Source organism: Micromonospora sp. DT43, assembly GCF_049841645.1.
GTDB lineage: Bacteria > Actinomycetota > Actinomycetes > Mycobacteriales > Micromonosporaceae > Micromonospora.
Map to the genome: position 1 here is coordinate 57296 of NZ_JBNCKR010000019.1, position 15716 is coordinate 73011.

Consider the following 15716-nt stretch of genomic DNA (forward strand, 5'->3'; position numbering starts at 1 on the left):
GGCGGTCCGCCTAACCTGGGCCGGCGCTCGCGGCCTTCGGGGTGTGCCGGGGGCGCACCGGCGTCCGGCAGGTGGGCACCGTGGAGCTGAGTGCAGGGCGGCCGGGCCTCCCCACCGAGCCGCGTGGCGTCGTGCCGCGCTCACGTGCGGTGGGCTGCCCGACCTGTCCGCTCCCCGTCGGACGGCCGGGGGTCAGGACCGGGTAGTTGCGGACCCGGTCCTGACCCGGCCACTGCGATCGGTGCTGCTCCGTTACGCGCGGTGCCGGCCGTCGCCTGTGTGGTGGACGTCCGACTCGTCGGACCCGCCGCGGACGATCGAGATCGCCACCCGGCAGAACTCGTCCATGTCCGGGTTGAACCCTGCCGCGATGTCGGGATGCAACCCGGAGCGGGTCTCGTCCAACAGCCGCTGGCACACCGACTCGACCGGCTCACCGGCGTAGCCGGCCCGAATCCGGTCGGTGGCTGCCTGGAGAGCCGAGGTCAGCTGCTCCTCCAGCGGCCCACGCAGCTTCTGCTGCACGGGATCGAGCCCGCGTGGGTCGAGCGTGACATGTGGCTCCGACATCGGTGCTCCCTTCGTCGGCGTCCGCGATACCCCACCGCGGCCGTCGGTCAAACGCCTGTCGGCACGGCGGCGACCCGCACCTGGTACGAGAAGTCCTCCGCCGGCTCCTCGTGGTACGACAAGCGGCGGATCTGCCGGTCGTCGTCGTAGAGCGCGACGTCCACCAGGACGCCGAGGTGCGTCAGGCCGATGGTGGAGACCCGCTTCTTGTCCTGTAACACCGCGCAGACGCCGCCGAGCAGGGTGCTGGCGTCGGACGTACGGTGCCCGGGCGGGCAGCGCAGAACCAGGTCCACCTCGATCGGCCCGGGCAACGGCGTCCAGCCGGTGCGCTGGGCCGCGCCCAGGGCGGCCTGGAGCAGGGTGCGGACCCTCGTCGCCTGCCGATGCCCGGCGGCGAAGATGGACAACGCTTCGGTCTTGACCGGTGGCAGGCCGCTCACCTCGAACGTCAGGGCGAGAGCGCGGGTGTCCTGCACGACGGCACCTCCCTCATTGGGACGATCCTGCCGAACCGGTGCAGCGGCGGTGGGACGTTCCCGCGATAACCAACCGATCGGGCAGGCTGGGCCGGCCGGAGGCGTTTCGACGTCGGCGGCGAACGCGCTGGCTGCGGCGCTACGGAAACGCTAGCCGACGCCGCCCGCGCTGGGTAGTCGGCCGTTCACCCGGTGGGGCGCGGCGCGAAGGCGCAGAACTCGTTGCCCTCCCGGTCGGCAAGCACCCACCAGGGCGCCTCGTCGATCGGTTCGCGTACCAGCGTCGCGCCCGCGTCGAGCAGCGCGGTCGGCTCCGAGCTGAGCATCTCGACGTCCCAGTGCATGCGGTTCTTGACCGTCCTGGGCTCGGGAACCGCGTGGAAGACCCAGTGTTCCCAGGGGAACCCGGCCGCGCCGACCACCGACGCCGTGGACGACCCGTACTCGACCACGCCACCGACCACACCGGCCCACCAGGTGGCCTGCGCGGCCGGTTCGACCGAGTCGACGACCAGGTCGAACGGGCCCGGCCCGGTGCCCTCGCCAGCCGGGTAGGCGCAGAACTCGTTGCCCTCCGGGTCGGCAAGCACCCACCAGGTGGCCGCACCGGCCGGCTCGCGGAGCAGCCGTGCGCCGGCTGCGAGCAGCGCAGCCGGGTCCGCGCCGGCCAACCGCAGATCCAGGTGTACGCGAGTCTTGCCGACCCGCGGCTCGGGCACCCGGTTCACCCAGATGGACTCGGCGTCGGAACGCGCGGAGCGGGGGTCGACGCGGGTGTCGTCGCCGCCGGCGTCGGCCACCTCCCCGTCGAGGATCCGGGCCCAGAAGCCACCCAGCGCGAGCGGGTCGGCGGCGTCCAGGCAGAGGTCCTTGAAGCGCGCGATCATCGTTCCAGCATGCCTGGTCCGGGCGAACATGTCCGGGCAGAAGGTAGGGGGCCGGAGCGATTCCAAATAGAATCCTTGCCGATATATAACGCCGCACGTACTATGCGCTCATGCATGAATCTACCTTCCTCATCCTCACCGCTCTGGCCGCGCGGCCGTTGCATGGCTATGGGGTCGTACAGGCGGTGGAGGAGCTGTCGGCGGGTGACGTCAAGCTGCGGCCTGGCACCCTCTACGGCGCACTCGACCGCCTTGTCGAGCAAGACCTGATCGAGGTCGACAGGGAGGAGGCGGTCGACGGGAGGCTGCGTCGCTACTACCGGCTCAACGAGGCGGGAGCGGCCGCCCTGCAAACCCAGACCGAGCGGTTGCGTCGGCATGCGGCGGCGGCCGACACCCAGCTGAGCAAGCGCCTCGGTGGTGTCCCGGGCCTCGGGACGGTGATCGCATGACCGCCGCCACCTGGTCGACCGACGACAACAGTCTCGAACGCCACTACCGCAAGCTGCTGCTGGCGTACCCGGACCGCCACCGGCAGCGGTACGGCACCGAGATGATCACGACGCTCCTTGAGATGGCGGCCCCCGGGCAGCGCCGCCCTCGGCCCGGGGAGGCCCTGCACCTGCTCGCCAGCGGCGTGCGCCACCGGCTCCGGCTCCCCGCACGCCGGCCGCTCGCGGTGGTCGCGGCGATCCTCCTCGCCCTGACGATGGGCGCGTTCGGTGGGGCCGCCGGGTCGTGGGCAGGTGCCCAGACGTTCGCGGACCTGCCCGACGACGCCACGATCGCCAGTCTGACCCAGCGGGCCAGCGGTGCCACCGGCGATTCCGTCCAGCTGCGTGTCGGGTCACCGTGGCTGGAGGAGTCGATCTCGACGACTACCGAAGTCGATGGCGCCTGGGACGTCGAGCAGGCCCGGCAGCGGTTCGCCGCTGAGGGCTGGTCGGTCACCGGCATCACGCCGCTCGGCGGCAAAGCGGTCGCGTTCAATCCCGACACCAAGTCCTTCGTCGACCTGCCGATGCGCAACTCGACGTTCAGCGCCACGTCGAACGGGCTGACACTTCAGGTGCGGGGCTACCTCACCGCCGACCACGGCTCTGTCCACCTCGCCGGCTGGGCGCAGAGCAGGCCCATGTTCCTACCTCTGATCGTGACGGGAATCCTGATCGGACTTCTCCTCGGGTGGCTGTTCGCAGCGGCCCTCGCCTACCGGATCGTGGAGGCGTCGGCCGAACGGCGGCGCGCCTCCGCCGGGCTCTGGGCCGTCGCGCTGGTCGCGCTCGCTCTGCCGGCAGCAGCCCTGTACGGCAACGTGCTGCGGGCGTTCCGAGATCACGGCGACATCGGTCCGGTCTTCACAGTGCACAGCGCATTCACACCCGGCCCCTATTACCCGTTGGGGCCGGCCTGGCAGGTTCTCTCCCTGACCATCGCCGGTGCCGTGCTCGCGGGTGCCGCGATCCGGCTCGCCCGTCCGGGCGCGCAGCCGGAGACGCAGGGAGCCGCGATAGCAGGCTGAGGCTTTCGACCGCTGCTGTCGACGGTAGTTCCCGGCGGTCGCGGGACCTTGCAGGGTGGACCTTGGACAGTTTCCGTTCTCTCATAACGGAAACTGTCCAAGATCTCCAGCTTCGCCGGAGAATGCCTCTAGGCAGAGGGATCTTCTCCGAGCTTACGTTCAGTGTTGCTTGGCGTACGCGACGAACGCCTTCCAGGCCGTGGGGTCGACGTGCAGGGTGCCGCCCTCGCGGTCCTTGGTGTCGCGCACCAGCACGACGTGCGGCATGTTGTCGGCGACCTCGACGCAGGACCCGCCGTTGCCGCCGGACCTGGTCGACTTCCGCCACCGAGGGGTCATCATGTCCATGACTTCGCCACTCTCTCGATCAGCTCGATGCTCTGCCGGCGGGGGAGCGCCTCGTTGCGCACGATCTCCCACGTCTTCGCCAGCTTAGCCACGTCGGTCGGGGCATCGACGAACTGCGCGATGAGCTGGTTGTCCGCGTGGGCCACCCGCGCGCCGTCCGGCATCTCGGCGATGATGAACTGACCGGCCAGCCCCAGATACATCCCCGCATCCACCGGCACGATGTGCACCTGGACATGCTCCGCCGTCGCCAACTGCGCCAGGTGCTCGCACTGCTCGACCATGAGACCCGGCTGGTCGAGCACCGGCCGGCGCAGCACCGCCTCGTCCAGAACGGCGATGAGCTGCGGCGGGCGCGGGCGCTGGAGAATCGCCTGGCGCTCCAGCCGGGAGGCGACGATCCGGTCGACGTCCTCGGCGTCGAACCGGCCACCGGCCAACGTGGCGCGGGCGTACCGCTCGGTCTGGAGCAGGCCCGGCACGTACGCCAACTCGAACCAGCGCAGCGAAACGCGGTGGCGGTGATGGTGGTGCGTCCGCCCGTCCCGCATGTCGCGATGCGCCCGCTGTGGCGGTGCCGGAGCTGTGGCAGGGAGTGGCCGTGCCAGCCGGCCAAGCTGGCCCTGCTGACGGAGTACCGGACCAACCGGATCGGGCTGCTGATCTATCTCGGCACGCTCATGAACGAGGCGACGGCCCAGCTCACCCAGCTCCACCCCAACCACCCGCCGGCGAAGATGACCGAGCGCTTCCTCTCCTGGGCGAGGGCCCGGGGCTGAGGTAGCCGTTCAGCCAGCGGTGGGTCAGCCGGGAAAGTGGATCAGCGGGATCCCGTCGGAATAGCCGGGCCCCTCGCCGGTGAGCACCGCGGCGTCGTGGTTCAGGCCCGCCACGGCTGCGGCGGCCAGGTCGAAGCGGCGCGTCCTGCGCTGCCAGAAGGTCAACTCCGGCAGGTCCTGCGCCCGTTCGGGCAGCAGCGCGCAGGAGGGCATTGCCAACAGTCTGTGCAACAGGGCCAGGTCCTTGCCGGTCGCCAGGTTCAGGGCTTCCGCGGCAGCCACCACCGGCACCCCGAACCGCACCCCATCCTCGATCACCTCGTGGACGGGCTCGCCCACGTGCACCGTCCGCAGCACGGCATAGCCGAGCAGAGCGGACCGGTCCAGGATCAGCCGGACCGACGGTTGTGTCTCGGCCGTCATGCGGCGTCAGCGTGAGGAGCAGCGTCGTCGTCGCCGTTCATCTCGGCCTCCATGGCGGCGCGGATCTTGGCGCGCTCGGCCGCGAAGCGCTCCGAGGGCCAATCTGCCTCCGTGCCCAGGCGTCGGGCCCGAGCCTCGGCGACGCCCTGCTCGGTGACGTGGATGCCGGCGGCGAGCAGCAACTCCTTGTGCTGGTCGACTCGTCGGCGACGGCGTACCGACTCGGTGACGTAGGCGCTGGCCATGCGGTTGCCCTGGCTCTCCAGGGTCTGCGCCACGTCCGGGGGGACGGAGATCGTGAAGCGGCGCTGCGGTTCTGTCATACGCGCAGCTTACCCCTGTCATACGCAGTCGTGCGGTGACTCTCTGTCGGCCCCCGAGCGTGTCCCGCTGTGACGGGCAGGTTTCGTGACGTGGCAGGTGGGGCAGTGTAGCCGCCAGGAGCATCCGGGCCGGGGCATTTCCGCAGCTCACCGGCTCGGAAACGTCTCGCCGTGCACCGGGGCACGGATGCCCCTCCCCGGTTTCTCGCCGAAGAGAGGGGGAGGGCGATGACGGACCCCGAAACGGCTCGACACCGGCGTCGACCGGTTGCCCGGCTCGGCGCCGCAGCCGCCGTGCTGGCGCTTGTCGCGCCGCTGGCCGCGTGCGGCGCCGACGACGGTGCCGGCGGTACGCCGACGATCAACCTGTACTACCCGCCGGAGCAGAACCTGCAGAAGGTGGTCGACGACTGCAACGCGCAGGCCCAGGGGCGATACAAGATCGTCTACCGGGTGCTGCCCCGACAGGCCGACGACCAGCGCGTACAGATGGTGCGCCGGCTGGCCGCCGAGGACAGCGGGATGGACGTCCTCGGTCTGGACGTCACCTGGACCCAGGAGTTCGCCAGCGCCGACTGGATCCGCGAGTGGACCGGTCAGGACCGCTCCGACGTCGAGCAGGGCACCCTCGCCGGGCCGCTGGACACCGCCCGCTACGAGGACAAGCTCTACGCCGCGCCGAAGAACACGAACGTCCAGCTGCTCTGGTACCGCAAGGACCTGGTGCCGCAGCCGCCGACCACCTGGGACCAGATGATCTCTGCCGCCCAGCAGCTCAAGGACCAGGGCAAGCCGTACCAGGTGCTCACCATGGGCGCCCAGTACGAGGGCCTCGTCGTCCTCTACAACACGCTTGCCGAGAGCGCCGGCGGAAAGGTCCTCTCCGACGACGGCAAGAAGGCCGTGATGGACGAGGGCACGGTCCGGGCGCTGGAGCAACTGAAGACGTTCGCCACGTCGGGCGTGACCTCACCGTCGTTCAGCAACGCCACCGAGGACCCGGTCCGGCTGGAGTTCCAGTCCGGCGCGGGCGCGTTCCAGGTGAACTGGCCGTTCGTCTACCCGGCATTGCAGGAGGCGAACCCGGAGCTGGCCAAGCAGGTCGGCTGGGCCCGGGTGCCCGGCATCGACGGGAACACCCCGAGCAAGGTCACCATCGGCGGCGTGAACCTGGCGGTCAGCTCCTATTCCAGGCATCCGGAGCAGTCGTTCGAGGCGGCCCGCTGTCTGCGCAGCCCCGAGCACCAGAAGTTCTCCGCCATCAACGACGGTGTGCCACCGACCATCGAGGCCGTCTTCGACGAGCCGGAGATGGCCGAGGCGTACCCCATGAAGGACACCATCCTGGAAGAGCTGAAGGACCCGGCGACCCGTCCGCTGACCCCTGCCTACCAGAGCATCTCCACAGTCATGTCGGCGATCCTGTCGCCGCCGTCGGCGATCCGTCCGCAGCAGACGGCCGACGAGCTGCGCGGCGCCATCTCCGACGCCCTCCAGTCGAAGGGGGTGCTGCCATGAGCATCAGTGCCACGCCAACCGGCGCCAACACCGCCGTCGAGGAGACGAAGCGACGCACCGCCGTGCCCACCCAGCGGGGCGGCCGTCGCAAGGCGCCGCTGAGTGAGAACAAGAAGGCCGAACGCCGGCTCGGCTGGCTGCTCTGCGCGCCCGCCGCGCTGGTGATGGTCGCGGTGACCGCGTACCCGATCATCTACTCGGTCTGGCTGTCGTTGCAGCGCTACGACCTGCGCTTTCCTGACCAGCGTGAGTTCATCGGGCTGGAGAACTACGTCACCGTGCTCACCAACGAGTTCTGGTGGACCGCGTTCGGGGTGACCGCGCTGATCACGGTGGTCACCGTGGCCGTCGAGCTGGCGCTCGGCATGGGGCTGGCGCTGATCATGCACCGCACGCTTGTCGGCCGCGGCCTGGTCCGCACCTCGGCGCTCATCCCGTACGGGATCGTCACCGTGGTCGCCGCGTTCTCCTGGCGGTACGCCTGGACGCCCGGCACCGGCTACCTGGCCGACCTGTTCAGCGACGGCGCGCCGCTCACCGAGCGGGCCAGCTCACTGGCGATCATCATGCTCGCCGAGATCTGGAAGACCACCCCGTTCATGGCGCTGCTGCTGATGGCCGGTCTGGCGCTGGTGCCGGAGGACCTGCTCAAGGCCGCCTCCACCGACGGGGCGACCGGCTGGCAGAAGTTCACCAAGGTGATGCTGCCGGTGATGAAGCCGGCGATCCTGGTCGCGCTGCTGTTCCGCACCCTTGACGCGTTCCGCGTCTTCGACAACATCTTCGTGTTGACCGCCGGCGGCAACGAGACCTCGTCGGTGTCGATGCTGGCCTACAACAACCTGATCCGGGGTCTCAACCTCGGCATCGGCTCGACGATGTCGGTGCTCATCTTCATCACCGTGGCGATCATCGCCTTCGTCTTCGTGAAGCTGTTCGGCACCGCTGCCCCCGGCAGCGACGACGGGGAGAGGCGCTGACATGGCTGTCGAAACCACCACCCGGGCGAAGCTGCGCTGGGGTCTGCTCGACGTCCTCGTGATCGTCTTCGCGATGGTCCCGGTGCTGTGGATCGCCTCGCTGTCGTTCAAGACGCCGGCCACGCTCACCGACGGGAAGTTCTTTCCGCGGGAGTGGACGCTCGACAACTACCGCACGATCTTCGACACGGACCAGTTCGTCCGCGCGCTGATCAACTCGATAGGCATCGCCCTCATCGCCACGCTCATCGCGGTGGTGCTCGGCGCGATGGCCGCGTACGCGATCAGCCGGCTGGACTTTCCCGGCAAGGGGTTGCTGGTCGGCGTCTCCCTGCTGATCGCGATGTTCCCGCAGGTGTCACTCGTGTCGCCGCTCTTCGAGATCGAGCGTCAGCTCAAGATCTTCGACACCTGGCCGGGGCTGATCCTGCCGTACATCACCTTCGCGCTGCCGCTGGCGATCTACACGCTGTCGGCGTTCTTCAAGCAGATCCCGTGGGACCTGGAGAAGGCGGCGAAGATGGACGGCGCCACCCAGGCACAGGCGTTCCGGCGGGTGATCGCACCGCTGGCCGCGCCCGGCCTGTTCACCACGGCGATCCTGGTCTTCATCTTCTGCTGGAACGACTTCCTGTTCGCCATCTCGCTGACCTCCACCGAGCGGTCCCGCACGGTGCCGGCCGCGCTCTCGTTCTTCACCGGCGCGTCGCAGTTCGAGGACCCGACCGGGGCGATCTGCGCCGCCGCCGTGGTGATCACCGTACCGATCATCCTGTTCGTCCTCTTCTTCCAGCGCCGCATCGTGTCCGGCCTGACCTCCGGCGCAGTCAAGGGATAGGTGAGTAGTCATGGCTGGCATCGTGCTCGACAAGGTGAGCAAGAGTTTCCCGGACGGGACCGTCGCCGTGCAGGACGTCGACCTGGAGATCGCCGACGGCGAGTTCGTCATCCTGGTCGGCCCGTCGGGCTGCGGGAAGTCCACCACCCTCAACATGATCGCGGGCCTGGAGGACATCACCTCCGGCGAGCTGCGCATCGGAGGTCAGCGGGTCAACGACAAGGCCCCCCGGGACCGGGACATCGCCATGGTGTTCCAGTCGTACGCGCTGTACCCGAACATGACAGTGCGGGAGAACATGGCGTTCCCGCTGCGGCTGGCGAAGCTCGACAAGGAGACCATCGACGCCAAGGTCGACGAGGCGGCCAAGGTGCTGGAGCTGGGGCCACTGCTGGACCGCAAACCGGCCAACCTCTCCGGCGGCCAGCGTCAGCGGGTGGCGATGGGCCGGGCGATCGTCCGCCAGCCCAAGGCGTTCCTCATGGACGAGCCGCTGTCCAACCTGGACGCGAAGCTGCGGGTGCAGATGCGGACCGTGGTGTCCCGGTTGCAGAAACAGCTCGGCACCACCACCGTCTACGTCACCCACGACCAGACCGAGGCGATGACCCTCGGCGACCGGGTGGTCATCATGCGGGGTGGCGCGATCCAGCAGGTCGGGCCCCCGCAGGAGCTGTACGACCACCCCCGCAACCTCTTCGTGGCCGGCTTCATCGGCTCGCCGTCGATGAACTTCCTGCACGCCGCCGTGCAGGACGGCAGCCTGCGCACCGCGCTGGGCGAGGTGCCGCTCGGCGACCGGGTCCGCCGCGAGCTGGAGGCGGCCGACGCGCCCCGCGAGCTGATCCTCGGCGTACGCCCCGAGCACTTCGAGGACGCCGAGCTGGTCGACGAGGACACCCGCCGTCGAGGGCTGGAGTTCGAGGCCCCGGTGGAGATCGTCGAGTCGATGGGCTCGGACAAGTACGTCTACTTCACTGTGGAGGGGGAGCGGGCCAGCGCGGCGGAGCTGGAGGAGTTGGCCGCCGACGCGGGCGCGGGTGACTTTGCCGGCGCGGGCGGCAACCTGGTCACCCGGTTGTCGGCCGAGTCGCCGGTCGTCGAAGGCCAGTCCCGCCGGGTCTGGTTCAACCTGGAGAAGATCCACCTGTTCGACCCCACCAATGGCCGCAACCTGACCCTGCACGAGGGCCGCGCAGCCGGCGCGCTCGCCGAGTGAGGGCGTTCACCGCTCGGGGCCGGCGGTCGCCCGCCGGCCCCGTCCGTGCCCTGCGCCGTGCCGCCCGTCGTGGCAAGGTGGTCGAAGGGTCGCATCGTGAGGTGGGGGGCGGGATGGACCGACGACTGACCGCGCTGGCCAGGGCGCACGGCGTGTCCACCTGGTACGAGGACTGGCGACGCCGTCGCGTCGAGGTCGCGCCGGAGACCGTCGTGGGCGTGCTCGGCCTGCTCGGCGTGGACGCCACAAGCCCGGCCGCCGTGGCCGACGCGCTCGCCGCCGCCCGCGCTGTCGACCGGGCCGCGTTGCCGGCGACTGTGGTGCTCACCCACGGCACGACACGGGCGCTGCCCGGCCCCGGTGTGGTGACCCTGGAGGACGGCGGCCGTCGCGACGTCGACGGCGAGCTGCCGGGGGACCTGCCGCTGGGCTGGCACCGGTTGGGCTGCGCCGGGCGCGAGGTGACGCTCGTGGTGGTGCCCCGTCGGCTGCCCGCGCCGCCGCGCACCTGGGGGTGGATGCTCCAGCTCTACGCTCTCACCTCGGAGCACTCCTGGGGCATGGGCGACCTCGGGGACCTCGCCGAGTTCACCGGCTGGGCCGGTGCCACGGGTGCGGGGCTCGTGCTGCTCAACCCGCTGCACGCGGTGGGGCCCGCCCATCCGGTGGCCGCCTCACCGTACTCGCCGGCCAGCCGGCGCTTCGTCAACCCGCTCTACCTGCGCGTGAGCGACACGGCCGCGTACGCCGCGGCGGACCCGGCGACCCGGGCGGTGGTGGACGCGCTTCGCCCCGACCGCGGCGACCTGATCGACTACGACCAGGTGTGGACCGCCAAGCGGCGCGCCCTGGAGCTGCTGCACCCGTACGCCCAGCCGGTCGACCTGGATGCGGACCCGGCGCTTACCAGCTTCGCCACCTGGTGCGCGTTGGCGGAGCGGCACGGCAACGACTGGCGTGCCTGGCCGGCGGAGCTGCACCACCCGGACGCCCCGGCGGTCGCCGAGCAGCGTCGGCAGCTCGCCGACCGGGTGGCCTTCCACGCCTGGCTGCAACACCTGTGCGACGAGCAGCTCGACGCCGTCACGGCGGCGGCCCGGTCGGCCGGGATGCCGGTCGGCGTGGTGCACGACCTTGCCGTCGGCATCGACCCTGGTGGGGCGGACGGTTGGCAACTCGCCGATGTCCTGGCCCAGGGAGTCCGCGTCGGTGCTCCACCTGACGACTTCAACCAGCTCGGGCAGGACTGGGGCCTCGCCGCGTGGCGGCCGGACCGGCTCGCCGAGACCGGGTACGCGGCGTACCGGGACATGCTGCGGCGGACCCTGCGGCACGCGGGCGGCCTCCGGGTCGACCACGTCGCGGGGCTGTGGCGCCTGTGGTGGGTGCCGCCGGGCGCCGGCGCGGCCGAGGGCACCTACGTCCGGTACGACGCCGAGGCGATGCTCGGCATCCTCGCGCTGGAGGCCCACCGGGCCGGCGCGGTGGTGGTGGGCGAGGATCTTGGCACGGTCCAACCCGCCGTGACCCGGGGTCTGCGGGGGCGCAACATGCTCGGCTCGACAGTGCTGTGGTTCGCCAGGGACAACGAGGGCGACTTCGTGCCGCCGGCCCGCTGGCCGCGTAACGCGCTGGCCACCATCTCCACCCACGACCTGCCCACCGCGCCGGGCTTCCTGAGCGGCGAGCACGTCCGCGTCCGCGACGAGTTGAAGTTGCTCGGCACCGACGTGGCGGTCGAGCGCGCCCGGGCCGCCGACGATCGCGAGCGGCTGCTGACGATGCTGCGCGACGAGGCTCTGCTGCCCGAGCCGGCCGCTGCGGGGTCGCCGCCGGCAGGCGGGTCGGCGTCACCCGACGACGACGTGGTGGTGGCGATGCACGCCGCCCTCGCGGCCAGCCCCACCCGGCTGCTCGGTGTCTCCCTCTACGACGTGCTCGGTGAGGTGCGTCAGCCCAACATGCCGGGCACGGTCGACGAGTACCCGAACTGGCGGCTGCCGCTGCCGGCGACGGTCGCGGAGATCCGCGCCGACGGGCGGGTGAGGCGGATCGTCGACCTGCTCACCGCCGCGCGTCCCCGATCGGCCACGCCGCCGGCGGGTGGCACGCGTCGGCCGGCGTCGAGCGGCGGTCAGGCCGACCAGTCGTAGCGGGCCGGCAGCCCGACGAAATCGGCGTACCGGCCCAGGGCCCGCTCCACCCGACTCCGTTGCCTGACGCCGAGCGCCGTCAGCGGGCGGATCGTCACGGTGACGGCGGTCCGGCCGAGCGTGCGCTTCCAGACACCCACCACCCGGCCGGCCCGGACCACAGTCGCCTGGAAGATGCCGTTGTTGCCCGGCACCACGGCCGCCTGGTGCGCGGGATCGAGCATCAGCGTGCGATCCCGGTAGCCGAGCAGGTACTCGTCGAAGCCGGGCAGCGCCAGCACGTCATCGAGCGGAGTGCGTGGCGCACCGGCCAGTGCCGCGTCGACGTGCATCGGCTCGCCCTCGACCCGTACCGTGCCCAGCAGGTCGCCGGCGGCGGCCAGCCCGCGCCGCGCGTCGGTCAGGGTGAGGCCGCTCCAGCCGGCGAACTCGCGGGCGGTGACCGGCCCGTGCCCCCGGACGTAGCGGTGGGCGAGCACTGCCAACGCCTCGTCCCGCTCCAGCCGACGCTGCTCCGGCGCCCACTCGTCGAGCAGCGCGAAGGTCTGCTCCGTGCCGACGTTCGGCGCCACGCAGGTCACCCCGCGCACACTCGCGTACCAGAGCAGGTGGTAGCCACGCTGGTCGTCCGTCGACAGGCCCGCCGCGCGAAGGGCCGCCAGGCACTGCGCCCGGGTCAGCCGGCCCCCGCCGGCCAGCGCGGCGCCGAGCACGTCCAGCGCCCGGTCCGCGTCGGCCTCGGTGAGCCCGAGCTGCGCTCGGCGGGTCGCCGCGCCGGCCAGCGAGCGGACGCCTGTCAGCTCCAGCATCCAGCGGGTGTCGGCGGGGGGTACGAGGTGCACGGTGCCCCGCATCGGCCACGTGCGTAGAGCCTCGCGCCGCTCCAGCGCCGCCTGCACGTCGGACCTGGTCCACCCCTGCAGTCGGGCACCCAGCGACCACAGGCCGCTCGCCAGGTCCTGCGCCTGCATCGCGCCGAACCACCCGACCACGTCGGCCACACCACCCGGCTGGATGGTCGGGTGCGGGCGCAGCAGCAGGCTCGTCATCCGCAGGTCGAGCGCCTCGGATGCGGTGAGCTCCCCGGTCATCGGGTCAGGGTAGGCCACCCGGCCGACAGCGGGCCCCACAGCGGGACGTAGATGTGGCACGATCTTTGCTGTCACCAACTGGCACCGCGGCGGTGCCGCTGCGTCGATCCGCGCACCAGCAGGCAGACGACGTGGTCATCAGATGACTTCACACGGGGTGAACGATCAGTGCAGATTCTCTCTTTGCGAACGGCTATCGCGGGCGGTGCCGCTGTCGTGCTCGCCAGCGCCTCGGCGGTAGCCATCAGCCAACTTCCCTCCGCAGCCGAGGACGCGCCACCGTCCATCGTGGAGGACTACTCCTACCCTGGCGCCGCGCAGGTGCTGGCCCAGAAGGGCATCAAGCTGATCAAGGGTGACGGGCACATCACCATGGTCGACTGCGGATCCAACCCGAAGAACCCGCCAGTGGATTTGATCCTGGTGCAGAGCAACGACCTCACGTTGCCCGGGGGCGTCAACTTCTGCTTCAAGGCCACGGGGAGCGCAGGCTGGCTCAGCATGGAGATCCCCAAGGTCTACTTCGTCCGCGGCAACAGCACGAACACGATCGCGGCCAAGGTCGAAGTCAAGGACGACCCCACAGTGGTCGAGGTCGAAAAGGTCGAACCCGGGGAGTGGCAGCCGGTCGGCCCCGGCCAGGCTCGCGGCGAGGCCACGGTCCTCGAGCTGCAATACCCCTTCACCTCCTGAAGGTCTGACACGCAGGCAGTCAGAGGGCGCGCTACTGCGCGCCCTCTGACGCTCCTTGGCCGGTCGAGGCCGCCGACGGCCGCCGGCGCTGCCCACCAGCAGCGCCAGCTCGGGTGGCATAACGGCCCGATCCCGGGGAAGGCGGGCGACCGGAAGTACGCGCGCCGCGCGTACGGAAGGGAGTCCCATGACTGCCGCAAGCGAGCCGGCCCGGGGTGCCGGAGTACCTGCCGATTCCCGGGCCCATCGGGCGTCCACCGGTGCCAAGACCAGCGCGGCCGCCACCTTCGCCCTGGTCTTCGGGGTGGCCGGCCTGTTCAGTGTGTTGACCGCGATCCTCGCCTGGCTGGGGCTGGTGCTCGGCATCATCGGGATCATCCTCGGCATCGTCGGGCTCAAGATGGCCCGCCGACCGGGGGTGACCGGCCGGGGCGTGTCGATCGGCGGCCTGGTGCTGAGCATCCTGGCGGTGCTGATCGGCCTCGGCCTCGCGGCGGGCATCACCACCTTCGTCAACAACGAGAACGCGGTGGACCGCCTCCAGACCCAGGTCGACAAGCTGCGCGACAAGCTCGACTGACGCGGCGCGTCCGGCCGGCGGGGTGGTGACGGAGCGTGCAACCGACGCGGGGACGTCGGCGCCTGTCGTGGCCGGGAGCCCAGTAGGGTGGGCGGCGTGCTCCGCCAGGTCACCGCGATCCGTTACGTCACCCCGCTGCGCGAGGGCGGCTCACTCCCCGGCGTGGTGGAGGCCGACGACCTCGGCACGTACGTGGCGAAGTTCTCCGGCGCCGGGCAGGGGCCCAAGGCGCTGGTCGCCGAGGTGATCTGCGGTGAACTGGCCCGCCGGCTGGAGCTGCGGGTGCCGCCGCTGGTGGTCCTCGACATCGACCCGGTCATCGGACGGGCCGAACCCGACCAGGAAGTGCAGGAGCTGCTGCGCAACAGCGGCGGCGCCAACCTGGGGATGGATTTCCTCCCGGGAGCGCTCGGCTTCGACCCGGTCGCGCACCCCGTCGACCCGACGCTGGCCTCCCGGGTGCTCTGGTTCGACGCGTACGTGGAGAACGTCGACCGGAGCTGGCGCAATCCGAACCTGCTGGTGTGGCACCGGGAGCTGTGGCTCATCGACCACGGCGCGGCGCTGTACTTCCACCACAACTGGCCGCGCGCCGACGCCGCCGTGCACCGGGCCTATCGCGCGGACGATCACGTGCTGGAGCCGTACGCGTCGCGGCTGGCCGAGGCCGACGCCGAGTTGGCGCCCCGGGTCACCCCGGATCTCCTGCGGGAGGTGCTGGCGCTGGTGCCGGCCCAGTGGCTGACCGCCGCCGACTTCGACTCGGCCGACGCCGCGCGGGAGGCGTACGTGGCGCACCTGTCGCGGCGGGTCGACAGCCGGGCGGACTGGCTGCCGGCGGGGAGCGTGGCGTGAGGCATCCGTTCGAGTACGCAGTCATCCGGCTGGTACCCCGCATCGAGCGCGGCGAGCAGATCAACGTCGGGGTGCTTCTCTACTGCCAGCAGCGTGACTTCCTGGCCGCGCGGACGCACCTGGACGCCGATCGGGTCCGGGCGCTCGCGCCCGATGTCGATCTGCCGGAGGTGGCCGCGGTGCTCGACTCCCTGGACCGGACCTGCTCCGGCGACGGGCCGGCGACCCGGATGCGGCTCGGTGAGCGGTTCCACTGGCTGGTCGCGCCCCGCAGCACGATGATTCAGGCCAGCCCGGTGCACACCGGCCTCACGGCTGACCCGGCGGCCGAGCTGGATCGGCTGATGGCAGCGCTGGTGCGCTGAGCGGGCCGGCGGCCAGCGACCCCTGATCGCGCTACGCCAGCGCCGTTGCCGGCGGAGCGCGATCCCCCGTTCAGGCGGCCGGCGTCAGGGGGG

General features: G+C 71.0%; 20 protein-coding genes. 12 read left to right on the top strand and 8 right to left on the bottom strand.

What is annotated here, in order from left to right:
* Positions 1 to 252 precede the first annotated feature (252 nt).
* The 3 genes from ACLQ26_RS30385 to ACLQ26_RS30395 all read right to left on the bottom strand — a co-directional run bounded on the left by ACLQ26_RS30385 (position 253) and on the right by ACLQ26_RS30395 (position 1936).
* The gene (locus ACLQ26_RS30385) at positions 253 to 570 is read right to left on the bottom strand and encodes a hypothetical protein (RefSeq protein ID WP_425747783.1); all 318 of its coding nucleotides are present in this window, start codon (positions 568 to 570) and stop codon (positions 253 to 255) included.
* 47 nt (positions 571 to 617) lie between these two features.
* The gene (locus ACLQ26_RS30390; RefSeq protein WP_363688302.1) at positions 618 to 1049 is read right to left on the bottom strand and encodes a hypothetical protein; all 432 of its coding nucleotides are present in this window, start codon (positions 1047 to 1049) and stop codon (positions 618 to 620) included.
* A 185-nt stretch (positions 1050 to 1234) separates the two neighbouring features.
* Positions 1235 to 1936, bottom strand: coding sequence for a VOC family protein (locus tag ACLQ26_RS30395; RefSeq protein WP_425747784.1), 702 nt, complete (start codon positions 1934 to 1936; stop codon positions 1235 to 1237).
* Between the two features lie 110 nt (positions 1937 to 2046).
* Between ACLQ26_RS30395 and ACLQ26_RS30400 the strand changes: the two genes are divergently transcribed.
* Together ACLQ26_RS30400 and ACLQ26_RS30405 are read left to right on the top strand one after the other, a co-directional pair.
* Positions 2047 to 2388 carry a PadR family transcriptional regulator gene (locus ACLQ26_RS30400; RefSeq protein ID WP_425747785.1) on the top strand — a complete coding sequence of 114 codons (342 nt, stop codon included), beginning with the start codon at positions 2047 to 2049 and terminating at the stop codon, positions 2386 to 2388.
* Positions 2385 to 3458 carry a hypothetical protein gene (locus ACLQ26_RS30405; RefSeq protein ID WP_425747786.1) on the top strand — a complete coding sequence of 358 codons (1074 nt, stop codon included), beginning with the start codon at positions 2385 to 2387 and terminating at the stop codon, positions 3456 to 3458. Before ACLQ26_RS30400 ends, ACLQ26_RS30405 begins: the two co-directional genes overlap by 4 nt.
* Before the next feature lie 159 nt (positions 3459 to 3617).
* On the opposite strand, the gene ACLQ26_RS30410 is transcribed toward ACLQ26_RS30405, so the two are convergent.
* Positions 3618 to 3800, bottom strand: coding sequence for a DUF397 domain-containing protein (locus ACLQ26_RS30410; RefSeq protein ID WP_425747824.1), 183 nt, complete (start codon positions 3798 to 3800; stop codon positions 3618 to 3620).
* Positions 3797 to 4357, bottom strand: coding sequence for a DUF5753 domain-containing protein (locus ACLQ26_RS30415; protein ID WP_425747787.1), 561 nt, complete (start codon positions 4355 to 4357; stop codon positions 3797 to 3799). The genes ACLQ26_RS30410 and ACLQ26_RS30415 overlap by 4 nt, the downstream gene beginning before the upstream one ends.
* 6 nt (positions 4358 to 4363) lie before the next feature.
* Here ACLQ26_RS30415 and ACLQ26_RS30420 point away from each other — a divergent pair, with 6 nt between their 5' ends.
* Positions 4364 to 4585, top strand: coding sequence for a flavin reductase (locus tag ACLQ26_RS30420; RefSeq protein ID WP_425747788.1), 222 nt, complete (start codon positions 4364 to 4366; stop codon positions 4583 to 4585).
* 24 nt (positions 4586 to 4609) lie between these two features.
* Here ACLQ26_RS30420 and ACLQ26_RS30425 read toward each other — a convergent pair whose 3' ends face one another.
* Both ACLQ26_RS30425 and ACLQ26_RS30430 read right to left on the bottom strand, forming a co-directional pair.
* The gene (locus ACLQ26_RS30425) at positions 4610 to 5008 is read right to left on the bottom strand and encodes a hypothetical protein (RefSeq protein ID WP_425747789.1); all 399 of its coding nucleotides are present in this window, start codon (positions 5006 to 5008) and stop codon (positions 4610 to 4612) included.
* Entirely contained in the window at positions 5005 to 5331 is a 327-nt protein-coding gene (locus ACLQ26_RS30430; RefSeq protein ID WP_425747790.1) for a hypothetical protein, read from the bottom strand. Before ACLQ26_RS30430 ends, ACLQ26_RS30425 begins: the two co-directional genes overlap by 4 nt.
* A gap of 228 nt (positions 5332 to 5559) precedes the next feature.
* On the opposite strand from ACLQ26_RS30430, the gene ACLQ26_RS30435 reads away from it, so the two are divergent.
* From ACLQ26_RS30435 to malQ, 5 genes are all read left to right on the top strand, one after another.
* Complete coding sequence (locus ACLQ26_RS30435; RefSeq protein WP_425747791.1) at positions 5560 to 6849, top strand: ABC transporter substrate-binding protein; 1290 nt, start codon at positions 5560 to 5562, stop codon at positions 6847 to 6849.
* Positions 6846 to 7829 carry a carbohydrate ABC transporter permease gene (locus ACLQ26_RS30440; protein WP_425747792.1) on the top strand — a complete coding sequence of 328 codons (984 nt, stop codon included), beginning with the start codon at positions 6846 to 6848 and terminating at the stop codon, positions 7827 to 7829. The genes ACLQ26_RS30435 and ACLQ26_RS30440 overlap by 4 nt, the downstream gene beginning before the upstream one ends.
* 1 nt (position 7830) lies before the next feature.
* Positions 7831 to 8667, top strand: a complete 837-nt coding sequence (locus ACLQ26_RS30445; RefSeq protein ID WP_363688314.1) for a carbohydrate ABC transporter permease — start codon at positions 7831 to 7833, stop codon at positions 8665 to 8667.
* A 10-nt stretch (positions 8668 to 8677) separates the two neighbouring features.
* On the top strand, positions 8678 to 9886 hold the full coding sequence (locus tag ACLQ26_RS30450) for an ABC transporter ATP-binding protein (protein ID WP_425747793.1): 1209 nt from the start codon (positions 8678 to 8680) through the stop codon (positions 9884 to 9886).
* 113 nt (positions 9887 to 9999) lie between these two features.
* On the top strand, positions 10000 to 12039 hold the full coding sequence (gene malQ, locus ACLQ26_RS30455; protein WP_425747794.1) for a 4-alpha-glucanotransferase: 2040 nt from the start codon (positions 10000 to 10002) through the stop codon (positions 12037 to 12039).
* Here the strand turns inward: malQ and ACLQ26_RS30460 are convergent.
* Positions 12021 to 13130: a winged helix DNA-binding domain-containing protein gene (locus tag ACLQ26_RS30460; RefSeq protein ID WP_425747796.1), complete on the bottom strand. Its 1110-nt coding sequence runs from the start codon at positions 13128 to 13130 to the stop codon at positions 12021 to 12023. The genes malQ and ACLQ26_RS30460 overlap by 19 nt on opposite strands.
* Before the next feature lie 183 nt (positions 13131 to 13313).
* On the opposite strand from ACLQ26_RS30460, the gene ACLQ26_RS30465 reads away from it, so the two are divergent.
* The 4 genes from ACLQ26_RS30465 (at position 13314) to ACLQ26_RS30480 (ending at position 15623) form a co-directional block, all read left to right on the top strand.
* A complete protein-coding gene (locus ACLQ26_RS30465) occupies positions 13314 to 13823 on the top strand; it encodes a hypothetical protein (RefSeq protein ID WP_425747797.1) in 510 nt (169 codons plus the stop codon).
* Between the two features lie 187 nt (positions 13824 to 14010).
* A complete protein-coding gene (locus ACLQ26_RS30470) occupies positions 14011 to 14403 on the top strand; it encodes a hypothetical protein (RefSeq protein ID WP_363688322.1) in 393 nt (130 codons plus the stop codon).
* A 96-nt stretch (positions 14404 to 14499) separates the two neighbouring features.
* Positions 14500 to 15258, top strand: a complete 759-nt coding sequence (locus tag ACLQ26_RS30475; RefSeq protein ID WP_425747798.1) for a HipA family kinase — start codon at positions 14500 to 14502, stop codon at positions 15256 to 15258.
* Positions 15255 to 15623 carry a DUF3037 domain-containing protein gene (locus ACLQ26_RS30480; protein ID WP_425747799.1) on the top strand — a complete coding sequence of 123 codons (369 nt, stop codon included), beginning with the start codon at positions 15255 to 15257 and terminating at the stop codon, positions 15621 to 15623. Before ACLQ26_RS30475 ends, ACLQ26_RS30480 begins: the two co-directional genes overlap by 4 nt.
* Positions 15624 to 15716: the final 93 nt, after the last annotated feature.